Source organism: Flavobacterium sp. TR2, assembly GCF_025252405.1.
Classification (GTDB): Bacteria; Bacteroidota; Bacteroidia; order Flavobacteriales; family Flavobacteriaceae; genus Flavobacterium.
This window is the reverse complement of sequence record NZ_CP104307.1, coordinates 1318268-1331251: the sequence shown is the minus strand read 5'-3', so window position 1 is coordinate 1331251 and position 12984 is coordinate 1318268. Positions and strand designations below refer to the sequence as shown.

Genomic DNA, 12984 nt, shown 5'->3' with positions numbered 1-12984 from the left:
CGGAGTCGAAAGGCACAACACATAAGGCTTCGACTTCGCTCAGCCTGACAATCCTTATAGAGGATAAAAAACAACATAAAAAAAGGGATCAACTTTCTCGTTGATCCCTTTTATATTTTAGAAAAAAAACATTAATATTCTCTTCTGTTTCCGCGATCTCCGCCACGGTTGTTGTTTCCGTAACCACCACGATCGTTTCCTCCGCGGTTGTTATTAAAACTTCTTCTTTCGCCCTCCGGTTTTGGCTCAGATTTATTTACAACAATTGTACGACCTGAAACCACAGCACCGTTCAATTCGTCGATAGCTTTCTGAGCTTCGCTATCATTTGGCATTTCAACAAAACCAAAGCCTTTACTTCTTCCAGTAAATTTATCAGTAATAATTTTAACAGAGTCAACTGTTCCATAAGCCTCAAAAGACTCTCTTAAATCTGCTTCCTCAATACTGAATGGAAGGCTTCCAACGAAAATATTCATAGATATTTATTTATAATAAGAAGCAAATGTAGTCTTATTTACATCTAATCTACCATGTTATGAATTTATTTAAGTTTTTATTTTGATTTGATAAAAAATACCCAAACCAAAAACTTAATCATTTACAGGAACAAAGTTGCCTTCTGACGTTACTGGAATTTTATAAAAAACACCTTCTGTAAAATGCATTTGCTGTTTTTCAGCTCCAGAATCGACATTGACTGCTGTAAATTTAAACGTCCCGGAAATGGTTTTATCAACGGTATTGTACTCTGTAACAACAACTTCCCCACTTCCTTTACCTGTTCCAGTCGTAAATTCTGCTTCTTGTCCTTTATACGTATTTTTAAAAGTGGCTTTTACATCATCATTTACTCCTAAGACATATGTTTTTTCGGCTGGTTCAGAAATCTGAAATTTTATCTGTTCGTAACCTAAAGAACCTTCAACAGTAAAAAACCCATTTGCTTCTATTCCGGCTTTATAAACTTGTGCCCTCCAAAAAGCATTATCTTTTAAGGTCTGAAAAGCAGGATTATTAAATCTTACATCCTCTGTACAAGATACAAGCAGCAGTAAAAGTGATAAAAAGTAAAAGTATTTTTTCATATTTAAAATGAATTTGATGCAAAAGTATCGCATTAAGAGCTAAATACTTAAATTAAAAAGTCAAAAAAATGCTAAAAAAACAACTCAAATATATTTAATCTTTTTTAAAACGCATTTTTCGTAAAAAAATTATATCTTTGCGCCCTTAATTAACAGAGGTCGAGTACCTCAAAATTTAATCACTAGATTATGTCAGTAAAAATTAGATTACAAAGACACGGTAAAAAAGGAAAACCTTTTTACTGGGTAGTAGCTGCAGATGCACGCTCAAAAAGAGATGGTAAATACTTAGAGAAAATCGGTACTTACAATCCAAACACTAACCCAGCAACTGTTGAGTTAAACCTTGACAGCGCAGTTAAATGGTTACACGATGGTGCTCAACCAACTGATACTGCAAGAGCTATCCTTTCTTACAAAGGTGCTTTATTGAAACACCACCTTGATGGAGGAGTTCGTAAAGGTGCTTTAACTCAAGAGCAAGCAGATGCTAAATTAACTGCTTGGTTAGAAGCAAAAGCTGGAAAAGTTGATGCTAAAAAAGAAGGTTTATCTAAAGCTAAAGCTGATGTGAAAGCAAAAGCTTTAAAAGCTGAGCAAGAAGTTAACGCTAAACGTGTTGCTGATGCTGCTGCTGCACAAGCTGAAGCTGCTGCCGCTGCACAAGCTGAAGAGGCTACAGAAGAAGTTGCTGAAGCCGCTGAAGAAGCTCCTGCTGCTGAAGAGAATAACGAAACAACTGAAGCATAATTTTTACTTGGCGATAATGCGTAAAGAAGACTGTTTTTATTTAGGTAAAATCGCTAAAAAATTTAGTTTCAAGGGTGAAGTTCTGATCTATCTAGATACAGACGAGCCTGAGTTATACGAAAATCTGGAATCAGTGTTTGTTGAACACAACAAACACTTGATTCCTTTTTTTATTGAAAAAAGCGCTTTACATAAAAATGACTTTTTAAGAGTTAGTTTTGAAGACGTAAATACAGAAGAAGATGCAGACGCATTGATCGGCAACGGTATTTACCTTCCTTTAACCATGCTGCCAAAACTTACCGGCAACAAATTCTACTTCCACGAAGTTATTGGTTTTGAAATTGAAGACAAACGTTTAGGCGTTTTTGGAAAAATCACTTCTATTAACGATTCTTCAGCCCAACCTCTTTTTGAAGTTTTAAATGGCGAAGTCGAAATTTTGGTCCCTATGATTGACCAGTTTCTTGTAAAAATCGATCGCGAAAACAAAAAAGTAATTATGGATCTTCCTGAAGGTCTTATCGAGATGTACCTTTAGTTTAAAATTCCAATTTTTTAAATCCCAAATTCCAAGCTTTAGTGGAGTTAAATTTTCAATTTTTTAAATTTCAAATTCTTTAAAGGGGATTTTTTTTGAAAGAAAAAACTTATTTGTATGTGGTTTCTTTATATATTCACACTTTAAAAAATTGGAATTTAACCAAATGAAACCATACAATTTAGAAGAAAGAACGTTTTTGTTTGCAAAAGAATGCAGAATCTATATTTAATGGTATTTTTGCAATTCTAAAATTAATCTACTCCGCATTACAATTGGGATTTGGAACTTCTTTATTGATTTTTCTTATTCAGATTTGGAATTTGGAATTTAAAAAATTGCGATTTCACATTTATGTTTCAGTTTAAACAATTTTCTATCAAACAAGATAAAACCGCTATGAAAGTTGGTACCGATGGCGTATTGCTTGGCTCTTGGGCTCCAATTGACCATAATCCGTTTAGTGTATTAGACATTGGTGCAGGGACAGGGATTATTGCTTTGATGCTTGCACAAAGAACTCATGCTGAACAAATTGATGCTCTTGAAATTGATGAAGATGCTTACGAACAGGCTGTAGAAAATTTTGATGCTTCTCCTTGGGGCGATAGATTGTTTTGTTTTCATGCTGGCTTAGACGAATTTATTGACGAACCTGAAGATGAATATGATCTGATTGTTTCAAATCCGCCTTTTTATGCCGAAGATTATAAAACAGAAAACGAACAGCGCGATTTAGCCCGCTTTCAAGATGCAATGCCTTTTGAAGAATTGGTCGAAGCTGCCGATTTATTACTCTCAGAAAACGGAATATTTGCTTTAATTATTCCTTTCAAAGAAGAAGAAAAATTTATTGCGCTGGCAAAAGAGGCTGAACTATATCCTCTTAAAATTACTCGAGTAAAAGGAAATCCAAAATCTGAAATTAAACGCAGTTTATTGGCTTTTAGCCGAAATGAAGTTGCTGAAATCGAGACTAATGAATTAGTTATCGAAATCGACAGGCACGTTTATACTCCTGAATATATTGAACTTACTAAAGATTTTTACTTAAAGATGTAAAAAGAACATCTTTATCAAAACTTAAAGCTCTAACAAAGAACAACATATCATCATTTTATGCTTGTTCAAAAATGCTTTTGAACTGATAAAGGATTCTTTCTATTAAACGCAGATCTTCGGTTACAATCTCTGCACTCCCCTTCATTTCTTGCTGAAACGTAATCTGTTTATTATAGGATGTTTTTAATCCGTTAGGAAGAGCGACGTCTATAAGGAGATTTCCGTCTTTATCGGGCACGAGCGAAATATTTTTGATTTCGCCTTTCAGAACGCCAAATTCTCTATCGGGATAATTGGCCAGACGGATATTGACACGCTGCCCTACTTTGATTTTGCCTGAATTTAATGCCGGAGCTTTCACTTTACCGATAAAACTATTTTTGGCATCTGGGATTATAGAAAACACATTATCCCCAACATTTATGGTCTGATTTTCATTCCAAACCTGCAGGAAAGTCACTTTACCGCTGATGGAAGATTTTAATGCATAAGCAAGTTCCCAATCGCGTATCACTTTTTTCAGCTGATAAAAAGATTGTGAAACATTGCGCCCAAGGTTAACTTCTTCTCTGGTGCTGTTTATCTGCGAATTCTGGCTTGATTTTGTGTTGTCAATAAGAGAAGACCTCAATTGGGAAATCGACGACAATAGGCTTCTGTAATTCTTTTGCGCCTGAAGGAAACTGAGTTTTTTTGCTTCCATTTCCTGAGCAGAAATAATTCCTTTATTGAATAAAGTTTCAAAGCGCGCCACTTCATTCTTCTGAAGTTCTAATTCGCGCTCATTAATCGTTTTCTGCTGCTGCAGAATTTCTATTCTTTCTGTTATTTGGATTTTTTCAGAATGCTGCGCCCTGCTCTCCACCTGAAAAGGATGCAGGTCTTTATTTAATTCTTGAGCCTGATAATCTTTCTGGAATACTGCAAATGCGCTTTCTATTTCGCCAAGCTGCGTATTCTGCAACAGCTCAAAAGGAAACTCTTTTTTTGAGCTGTTTATATCATAGCCGTCTACAATCTTTTTCAGCAGAAAAACATCTTTATAATTGGCAGTATTTTCAATAATGGCCAGCGTGCTATTTTTTCCAACCAGCATTTTATTTCTGACCAGAATAGCTTCTATTCGTCCAGAAGATTTTGACACAATTTTCTCTGGCGGAATATTAGTCGTTATTACAATTTCTGTTTTTACAACATCTGGATATTTGACAAACCATGAAACAAAAAAAAGCATAACTATTATGGCAAATATCAAAACGGTGCCCCAGCGTATCATCCAATGCGGCACTTTGGTCAGGATGTCCTGAACCTCTTCACTTCTCAATTCAAATGTATCGTTGTTTTCTGCCATAATTAATTTCCTAGCTGCAGCTGATTTTTAACCAATTCAAAATAATTTCCTTTCTGCTCAACCAGCGCGGTATGGTTTCCTACTTCTATAATCCTGCCTTTATCCAAAACCACAATCTGATCGGCATTCATTACTGTGCTTAACCGGTGCGCAATTACAATTACTGTTTTGTTTTTAAAGAAAATATCGAGCTTCTGCATAATTTCTTTTTCATTATTAGCATCCAGAGCCGATGTTGCCTCGTCAAAGAACAGAATCTCTGGATTTTTGTATACCGCTCTGGCTATCAGCAGCCGCTGTTTCTGTCCGGTGCTCATTCCTACTCCTTCTGCCCCTATTTTGGTATTGTAGCCCAGCGGGAGCTCGCTTATATACTGCTGGATATTTGCTACATCAGCCGCATAGACTAATCGCTTCTTGTCAATTTTATCTGCTCCAAAAGCAATATTATTGGCAATGGTGTCGCTAAAAATAAATCCTTCCTGCATTACAGCTCCGATGCTGGATCTCCAGGCGTGCTGCGATATGTTTTTAAGCTGTGCATTCCCAATTAAGACTTCTCCTTTTTCGGGTTCATAAAATTTAAGAAGCAGCTTCATCAGCGTTGTTTTTCCGCTTCCGCTCACTCCTACTATCGCAGTTACTTTATTGGCCGGAATTTTTAAACTTAAACTGTCTAAAACAGGCATATCAGAACCTAAATAGCGATAAGAGACATTTTTTAATTCGATATCTGAATCATAGGGAACATCATTGGACTGATGCTGCTCCTGCTGCATTTCGTCTTCTTTTTCGTGAATTTCAGAAAGTCTTGCCAATGAAATTTTAGCATCTTGAAGCTCTCTCACAAATTGGATGAGCTGTGTAATGGGCCCATTTAAACTGCCCACGATCGAATTAATGGCCAGCATCATCCCCAAAGTGATCGATCCGTCGATGACCAGTTTTGCAGATAAGAAAGTGATGAAAATATTTTTCAATTCATTTATTACTGATGAGCCAATGGTTTGCGACTGTTCTAAAACCAAACCTTTTATCGAAACCCTGAAAAGTCTTGCCTGAACATATTCCCATCCCCAGCGCTTCTGTTTTTCTGCATTATGAAGCTTAATTTCCTGCATTCCGTTAATAAGCTCCATCACTTTCCCTTGTTCATTGGATACTTCTGCAAAACGTTTGTAGTCTAAGGCTTCTCTTCGTTTTAAAAATAGGCTTATCCAGCCAAAATAAAGAAGGCTTCCGACAAAAAACACCAGAAATATCTTGAGGTTAAAATAAGCCAGAACTCCTCCCAATACAAACATATTGATGACAGAAAAAAGTACATTTAAAGAGGATGTCGTAAGTATTTTTTCGATTCTATGGTGGTCATTTATACGCTGCATGATATCACCGGTCATTCTCACATCAAAAAAAGAAATCGGCAGATTCATCAGTTTGATAAAAAAATCGGAAATCAGTGAAATATTGATGCGCGTGGAAAGATGTAAAAGTATCCAGCTTCTTATGAGCTCCAGACCTGTCCGTCCTGCAAAAAGAAACAGCTGGGCAAAAAGAATCAGGTAAATAAAATGAATATTCTGGTTCTGAATTCCCACATCGACGATGCTCTGAGTCAGAAATGGAAATATCAGCTGCAGCAAACTGCCTGCCAATAGCCCGATGCTTAACTGAAAAAGAAAGGATTTGTATCGAAATACATATTGCGAGAGAATTCCAAACCCTAACCCTTTACGGTCTTCTTTATCAAAATCAGCCTGGAAAAAACTAGGAGTTGCCTCAATCAGCAGTGCAATTCCTTCCTTTGTTTCATCGTCGGCATTGCTGCCAATCCAGAATTTTAGAAAATCTTCTTTATTGTATTCAATCAGGCCGAAAGCAGGATCTGAAACATAATAAATCCCCTTTTTTATTTTATAGAGTACAACATAATGGTTTTTATTCCAATGCAGAATGCACGGAAGAGGAGCCTCTTCCAGCCTTTCTAAGCTCAATTTTACTCCCAAAGTCCGAAAACCGATTTTCTCGGCTGCATCACTCAAGAAAAGCAGATTGCTCCCCTCTCGGGTAGTTTCGCTAAATTCTCTTAGATCCTGAATATGAATTGTCTTGCCATAATGTTTGGCTATAATTTTCAGACAAGTAGGGCCGCAATCTTTGTAATCAGCTTGTTTATAATGAGTAAATTTTTTCAATTTATTCTGATTTATTCCTGACCAAATTAAGAAAAAAAAATCTTGTTAAACCATAAAAAAAACAGAGAAGATTTAAATCTTCTCTGTTTCAGTATTTAAAAACAAATTTTTAGCAACACAATTTCTTTAGGACATGGCCGCGGTTACCCTAACCAAATAAAAACAACCCAGCGGCCAACTCCTAAGAATCTCAGTACCAATCATCAATACTGAGAATTTGCTCAATGTTCCACGATCGAGCGCCTATACATTCAAAAAAAACATGACTAAATTCTAAATAAGGCTATATCGTATTACTTTTAAAAAAAGTTAAAAATCAACAACAAAGACGACTTGTATCACAAATACCCGATGATGTATTTAGCGGACAAGTTTCGCCTGGCGGTATTAAAAAGCATCCTGCTTCTAAAGCATGAATCCAGCATTCCGGAATTCCTCCTTTCATGGTTTTCTGCTCAAATTTGTTAATATATTGAGCGCCTTCAAGCTTTAAAATCTTCTTCAACATAATTAATACCTTTTTTTAAACAGCAACAGAGCTTTTTCTTCTCTGTCACCATTTAAATATTAAAATTAGCAAGCATAATGTTTTTCGAAAGCAACATCATCATGGCAATTGATTTCTTGCGAATATTCATCATTTCCCAAAATGTTTTTTTGCTCTTTTTTTGTCAGCTTTTTTGTGTCTTTGCTTTTTAAAATCTTTTCTAACATAACTGGCTATTTACGTTTTTTGGTTTAAGCCTCAAATATTCTATAACTTGATGCTTAAAAAAATCTTCTTTAGCAGCTTCCGAAGTAACTATTTGGTATGCAGTTCCAATATGCTGGCACAGTTCCAAATTCTGTACATCTTTTAGCTTTAAATCCGTCTTCACAAATAGGAGCATGATCTCCGTTTATTGTTTTCAGCTCATTCGCAGTCAATTCTACTGCACCTTTCAATTTCAAAATGTTCTTTAACATCGCTGCAGGTTTTTAAATTGGGGTTATTTGTTCCTATTTTAACAGTCGAAACTTCTGTATTTTCTTAAGCTATTTTTTCTAAAACTTGAACTTCTTCTACATAATCGTTTAAGAAATACTTCAATTCGTTCAATTCATATTCGTTTGGAAATAGCCTTTCGTTGACAATTTTAATTGGTGTGTAATTAAAATTGTTCATAGAGCACCAATCATATTGTTTCTGAATTTCCTGATTTATCATCATGCTTACAGAATCAACATTCCATTTTTTAAGCCATTTTTTATGTGGCATTCTTTTAATATACCAATCTGAAATCGCTTCAACAGTTTTTCCAGGTGTAGTTCTGTTAATCGTTAGAAGCCGCTCGACAACTGCCTTATAAGGATTGTCGTTATTTTCTGGATTAATATTAAAAAGAACATTCAAAAATATTTTGTCTGGAAACTTCAATACTAAATCGAAAGCTTCTTGAAAAGTTTTATAACAATGTCCGCAGCTTGGGCTCAGAATTACAGAGAGTCTAACTCCTGCATTTTTATTGCCAAATGTCAAGCCTCTCAAATCTTCAAATCCTTTGTTATATTTTACTTTTTTGGACAAGAAGTTTAGTAGCGAGTAATTTCTCTTAAATTTTTTAAGTTCTTTCAGAGAGTTTTCATTATCAAGCGATTTCTTAATCATTACTTTAACTGATGCCCAAATTGGTATTAAAAGCAATAAAGAAAATACATAAGGGAAAATAGCATTGAAACTAAAACTCAGTGTAAAAAGATCTGATGAGAACCAAACAACGCTTTGCACCAATATTAAAAATGATACGGCTAAGCACATTATGCACCATTTTTGAATCTCAAATTTTTGAATCCAGATCGAGCAAACGATTACTGGAATAGCAAGCAGACTTAAAAATCCAACAAAAATGGTTGAACTTAAAGGCTGAACCAATATTGCTATAATGCTAGAGCCAAAGAAAAGCAGTGGCAAATCTGAAAAACTCAACCATCTATTTGCAATATCATCATTGAAACTTATTACAGAATGACAAGAAGAATTAGAACTTAAATTACAGAATTTTGAAATCACGGTGTTTTTAACTCCCCATCTTTCCTGCACAATGAATATGCTTACGACTAAACCAAGAACCGATGTTATTAAAAAAGAAGCTGTAAACCAGTCAAAACGGTTGTAGTAGAAAGATAATCCTGCTACAAGTGCAAGAGGCAGAAAATATTTTAGCCAATTGTATTCTATTTTTAGATTATCTCTTGCTACGACATTGTTTGGTTCAATGGCAACAATAACACCATTCCAATCTAAAAGGAATTTATCATAAGACAATTTCTGCATTCCTTTTTTTGGAGTTGTAATTCTAACGCCGCTTTTAAATTTTTCGACTAATACCAACTCATCTTTAAAATACGCCAAAAAGTTCGAAGGCAAATCTTCAATCTGCTCTTTCGAAACTCTTACAGCTGCGTTCTCTACAGAAAGCAAATCAAACGAGTCTGTAATGGCAAACAAACTCGGATAATTCGGATGAGACAAAAACAGATCCTTGAACTCATTTTTTATGTCTGAGTATCGATTGATTTGTAGAAATTTTTGGACCAGTTTTAACATCGTTTTTGATCGTTTTTAAATCATAATTACACTGCAAATATTGGGGTTTTTATTCATAAAAATCACATAAACACATACATTTTATTAATTATACCACATACAATTTATAAATTATACCAAGTATAGTAATTACAGCAACATATTGCAAAACAAGGAATTAAGATCGTTTTTTTTCAATAAAAAGCGCACAAAAGCTATTTTCGATTAACGGTTTCGCTTTTTATCTAGTTTTGGATAAGCAATAATCGAAACTTTAAAAAACATGAAAATAAGGACACGAAAATCATATGATTTTGAAGATATAAAATCATAAAAAAGAGGTCTAAAAAACGCCATCAAATCGTCAAGAAAAAACCTCAAATCGGTAGCAAAAAACTCCCTCTGAAAAGCAAAAAGCGAGTACAAATTTAGAAGTTTTGCCTTACAAATATAAAACTCAGCTTTAATGCTTTTAACCAATAAAACTCAAAAAAAAAACTTAGCGTAAACCAATTTTTAGCGCTCTTATTTGCCGCTTTTGACAAAGTTGCAAAAAAATGCATATGAAAGATTAATAGTACAAAAATATAAACTAAAAATTCAACAACATGAAAAATACAACATTTAAATTATCAGATTTCGAAGCAGAAAAAATGAATAAAGAAGCTCAAAAAATTATCCGAGGCGGAGGCAGCGATTCTAACGATCCGTCTGATCCTCTAAAAACTAATGGTGGAGGAAACGGTTAATTCACATCTTAAAAAAGTAAAAGTCCAAATAAAACAACCCAAACAAAACACTTAAAAAAAAAGAGAGCCATGAAAACTAAAATATTAACATTCAAAGATTTTGAATCAGAAAAAATAGACCGAAAAGCGCAAAGAATTGTTAGAGGAGGTGAAAACGACTCTATTGACCCGCCTGTTGTGAGCTATCCTATAAAAACTAATGGAGGAGGAAACGGTTAATTCGCAGCTTAAAAAATAAAAGTCCAAATAAAACAATCCAAAAAAAGAGAATCATGAAAACTAAAATATTGACATTCAAAGATTTTGAATCAGAAAAAATAGACCGAAAAGCGCAAAGAATTATTAGAGGAGGAGAAAACGACTCTATTGACCCGCCTGTTGTGAGCTATCCAATTAAAACTAATGGAGGAGGAAACGGTTAATTCGCAGCTTAAAAAATAAAAGTCCATATAAAACAACCCTAAAAAAGAATACCATGAAAACTAAAATATTGACATTCAAAGATTTTGAATCAGAAAAAATAGACCGAAAAGCGCAAAGAATTATTAGAGGAGGAGAAAACGGCTCTATTGACCCGCCTGTTGTGAGCTATCCTATAAAAACTAATGGAGGAGGAAACGGTTAATCCATATCTTAAAAGTAAAAAATCCAAAAAAATTAATCCAAAAAAAAGAGCCATGAAAACTAAAATACTGACATTCAAAGATTTCGAATCAGAAAAAATAGACCGAAAAGCGCAAAGAATTATTAGAGGAGGAGATGAACCTATTGATCCGCCTGTTGTGAGCTATCCTATAAAAACTAACGGAGGAGGAAATGGCTAATAATGCAGTTTTAAATATTGTTCGCAAATTGAGCTGGAGACACTCCAGTTCTTTTGCGAAACGATTTTGCAAATGAAACTGCATTTTTAAAACCAACACTTTCTGCAATTGCCTGAGTGGAGTATTTACGATAGAGATGATTTGTAATCATTTGATTAATAACATAATTAATCTTCAATTCATTCGAATATTCTCCAAAAGATTTCCCAAATCTTTTATTGACAACATAAGATAAATAGGTGGTATTGGTTTTAATTTTTTTAGCTACATACGAAAGCGTAAAATCTGCATTTAAGTATTCTAATTTTTCTTCTAATGCCAGTAATTTTTCTACAATTTTATTTTCTTTCGCCTCATCAATACTAAGATTTGCATTTTCTTTTTTAAGCTGAGCGTCTTCTAGTTCTGGAGACTCTTCTAAAACCACAATTTTTTCGGCAGCCGCTTTTTCGATGCCTGCTTTTTCTATTTCTTTTTTCTCAAGATTCGTTTTAAACTCTTCAATTAGAGCGTTCATTTTTTTCTGCGCTTTATTTTTATCTCGAATATTCTTAATCAAGAAAAACACAATGCCAACAACCAAAATAACGTAGAAGACTTTTAGGGCTTTATTCCATAAAACCTCATATTTATACTTCTCCTGAATGCTCACCATCTCATCGCTTAGATTCGCGGTGCCCAATTTGTAATTAACTTCTAAAGCTTCTTCTCGCAATTGTCCCTGATATTTTTCATAAGAATCTAAATAAATTTTAGAATGCTTGAAAGCCAATTCAGGTTCGTTTTGAATATTGTAAATTTTTGCCTGAATATAATTGGATTGAAAATAACTCATGTCTATTTTCTTTTCCTTAAGATATAGAGAATCAACTTTTTTTAAGAAGATTAAAGCTTTGTCGTATTTTTTTTGAGAATAGTAGAGATCTCCTAAGTTATAATTTGCAGTCTTGTAATAACTTTCATCGTTATTTTGTTTCGCGTATACCGAAATATCAAAATAAGCTTTCTCTGCATTTTTAAAATCTTTTTTTAACAAATAGATATTTCCGAGACTTAAAGTAGCCGTCATTTTATTATCTATATAGTTTTGCGAATAAGTTATCGCTCTTTTATAATAGTATTCGGCCGAATCAAGCAAAACCGATTTGTTGCGGTTTTTCATATAATAGCCTTCGTAGACATTTCCTAAATTGGTATAAATATTACTTTTACTATTTTGAAATTGGTCTTTTTCGTAAAGACTTTCATTCTTATCCAAGAAATCGCTATTCTGTCTAAGGTTTTTCACAGCAAGTTCATAATTGCCTACTGCTTCATTAACCAAGGCAATGTTGCTTTTAAACTTTACAGTCTGTATAACATCGTTAGTTTTAATAGAAAGCTTAATTCCTTCCTGATAATTGCTAAGCGCATTGCTAAAATTTCGCCTTTTCCATTCTGTCAATCCTCTATAATTGTATAGATATGCTCTAAGATTTATTTTTTGGACCGACTCTGGGAGTTTATTATAGTATGTTAATGCCTTGGCAAACCATTCATCAGATTTAGCTCTATTATTTTTTAACTGATAAAGGTAAGATCCCGCGCCATAAGCAAAAGAGATGTGCTCATTGTTGTTAGATTTCTTTAATTCAGCGGCGTACTTAAGACCTTGGTCAAAGTTACCATTCATGCTGAAACGGATTTTATCCTGTAATTCTATGTACTTTTGTTCCGTGAGCTCCCCATTGGTTTGGGCAGTCCCACTGGAAAATAGTAATAGTAAAAAGAAAAAAGAGATGATCAGCCTCATTAAGTTTGTTTTTGGTATTCAAAAATAGTCTATAAATTATCAATAAACTACAATTAATTTGCCAAA

At 34.1% G+C, this 12984-nt stretch carries 17 protein-coding genes; 8 read left to right on the top strand and 9 right to left on the bottom strand.

The window, feature by feature from the left end; translation table 11 throughout:
- Nucleotides 1-131: 131 nt before the first annotated feature.
- Complete coding sequence (locus tag N4T20_RS06190; protein ID WP_260672209.1) at nucleotides 132-479, bottom strand: RNA recognition motif domain-containing protein; 348 nt, start codon at nucleotides 477-479, stop codon at nucleotides 132-134.
- Between the two features lie 114 nt (nucleotides 480-593).
- On the bottom strand, nucleotides 594-1088 hold the full coding sequence (locus tag N4T20_RS06185) for a DUF6252 family protein (protein WP_260672208.1): 495 nt from the start codon (nucleotides 1086-1088) through the stop codon (nucleotides 594-596).
- Between the two features lie 189 nt (nucleotides 1089-1277).
- Here N4T20_RS06185 and N4T20_RS06180 point away from each other — a divergent pair, with 189 nt between their 5' ends.
- The 3 genes from N4T20_RS06180 (at nucleotide 1278) to N4T20_RS06170 (ending at nucleotide 3441) form a co-directional block, all read left to right on the top strand.
- Nucleotides 1278-1838, top strand: a complete 561-nt coding sequence (locus tag N4T20_RS06180) for a 30S ribosomal protein S16 (protein WP_260672207.1) — start codon at nucleotides 1278-1280, stop codon at nucleotides 1836-1838.
- Between the two features lie 16 nt (nucleotides 1839-1854).
- Nucleotides 1855-2379 (top strand): ribosome maturation factor RimM, encoded by a 525-nt coding sequence (rimM, locus tag N4T20_RS06175; protein WP_260672206.1) that lies wholly within the window; start codon nucleotides 1855-1857, stop codon nucleotides 2377-2379.
- A gap of 354 nt (nucleotides 2380-2733) precedes the next feature.
- Nucleotides 2734-3441 carry a tRNA1(Val) (adenine(37)-N6)-methyltransferase gene (locus N4T20_RS06170; protein ID WP_260672205.1) on the top strand — a complete coding sequence of 236 codons (708 nt, stop codon included), beginning with the start codon at nucleotides 2734-2736 and terminating at the stop codon, nucleotides 3439-3441.
- Nucleotides 3442-3496: 55 nt separating this feature from the next.
- On the opposite strand, the gene N4T20_RS06165 is transcribed toward N4T20_RS06170, so the two are convergent.
- The 6 genes from N4T20_RS06165 to N4T20_RS06140 form a co-directional block, all read right to left on the bottom strand.
- Nucleotides 3497-4792 (bottom strand): HlyD family secretion protein, encoded by a 1296-nt coding sequence (locus N4T20_RS06165; RefSeq protein ID WP_260672204.1) that lies wholly within the window; start codon nucleotides 4790-4792, stop codon nucleotides 3497-3499.
- 2 nt (nucleotides 4793-4794) lie between these two features.
- Complete coding sequence (locus N4T20_RS06160; RefSeq protein ID WP_260672203.1) at nucleotides 4795-6987, bottom strand: peptidase domain-containing ABC transporter; 2193 nt, start codon at nucleotides 6985-6987, stop codon at nucleotides 4795-4797.
- Nucleotides 6988-7303: 316 nt separating this feature from the next.
- Complete coding sequence (locus N4T20_RS06155; RefSeq protein WP_260672202.1) at nucleotides 7304-7495, bottom strand: hypothetical protein; 192 nt, start codon at nucleotides 7493-7495, stop codon at nucleotides 7304-7306.
- A 65-nt stretch (nucleotides 7496-7560) separates the two neighbouring features.
- Nucleotides 7561-7701, bottom strand: coding sequence for a hypothetical protein (locus tag N4T20_RS06150; RefSeq protein WP_260672201.1), 141 nt, complete (start codon nucleotides 7699-7701; stop codon nucleotides 7561-7563).
- A 69-nt stretch (nucleotides 7702-7770) separates the two neighbouring features.
- Nucleotides 7771-7953, bottom strand: a complete 183-nt coding sequence (locus N4T20_RS06145) for a hypothetical protein (protein ID WP_260672200.1) — start codon at nucleotides 7951-7953, stop codon at nucleotides 7771-7773.
- Between the two features lie 64 nt (nucleotides 7954-8017).
- On the bottom strand, nucleotides 8018-9574 hold the full coding sequence (locus N4T20_RS06140; protein WP_260672199.1) for a vitamin K epoxide reductase family protein: 1557 nt from the start codon (nucleotides 9572-9574) through the stop codon (nucleotides 8018-8020).
- A 587-nt stretch (nucleotides 9575-10161) separates the two neighbouring features.
- Between N4T20_RS06140 and N4T20_RS06135 the strand changes: the two genes are divergently transcribed.
- The 5 genes from N4T20_RS06135 (at nucleotide 10162) to N4T20_RS06115 (ending at nucleotide 11126) form a co-directional block, all read left to right on the top strand.
- A complete protein-coding gene (locus tag N4T20_RS06135; protein WP_260672198.1) occupies nucleotides 10162-10302 on the top strand; it encodes an rSAM-modified peptide in 141 nt (46 codons plus the stop codon).
- Between the two features lie 69 nt (nucleotides 10303-10371).
- Entirely contained in the window at nucleotides 10372-10521 is a 150-nt protein-coding gene (locus N4T20_RS06130; RefSeq protein WP_260672197.1) for an rSAM-modified peptide, read from the top strand.
- Nucleotides 10522-10574: 53 nt separating this feature from the next.
- The gene (locus N4T20_RS06125) at nucleotides 10575-10724 is read left to right on the top strand and encodes a hypothetical protein (protein ID WP_260672196.1); all 150 of its coding nucleotides are present in this window, start codon (nucleotides 10575-10577) and stop codon (nucleotides 10722-10724) included.
- A 53-nt stretch (nucleotides 10725-10777) separates the two neighbouring features.
- Entirely contained in the window at nucleotides 10778-10927 is a 150-nt protein-coding gene (locus N4T20_RS06120; RefSeq protein ID WP_260672195.1) for a hypothetical protein, read from the top strand.
- A gap of 52 nt (nucleotides 10928-10979) precedes the next feature.
- Nucleotides 10980-11126: a hypothetical protein gene (locus tag N4T20_RS06115; RefSeq protein ID WP_260672194.1), complete on the top strand. Its 147-nt coding sequence runs from the start codon at nucleotides 10980-10982 to the stop codon at nucleotides 11124-11126.
- 10 nt (nucleotides 11127-11136) lie between these two features.
- Here the strand turns inward: N4T20_RS06115 and N4T20_RS06110 are convergent, their stop codons facing one another.
- Nucleotides 11137-12918, bottom strand: coding sequence for an AraC family transcriptional regulator (locus N4T20_RS06110; RefSeq protein ID WP_260672193.1), 1782 nt, complete (start codon nucleotides 12916-12918; stop codon nucleotides 11137-11139).
- Nucleotides 12919-12984 lie beyond the last annotated feature (66 nt).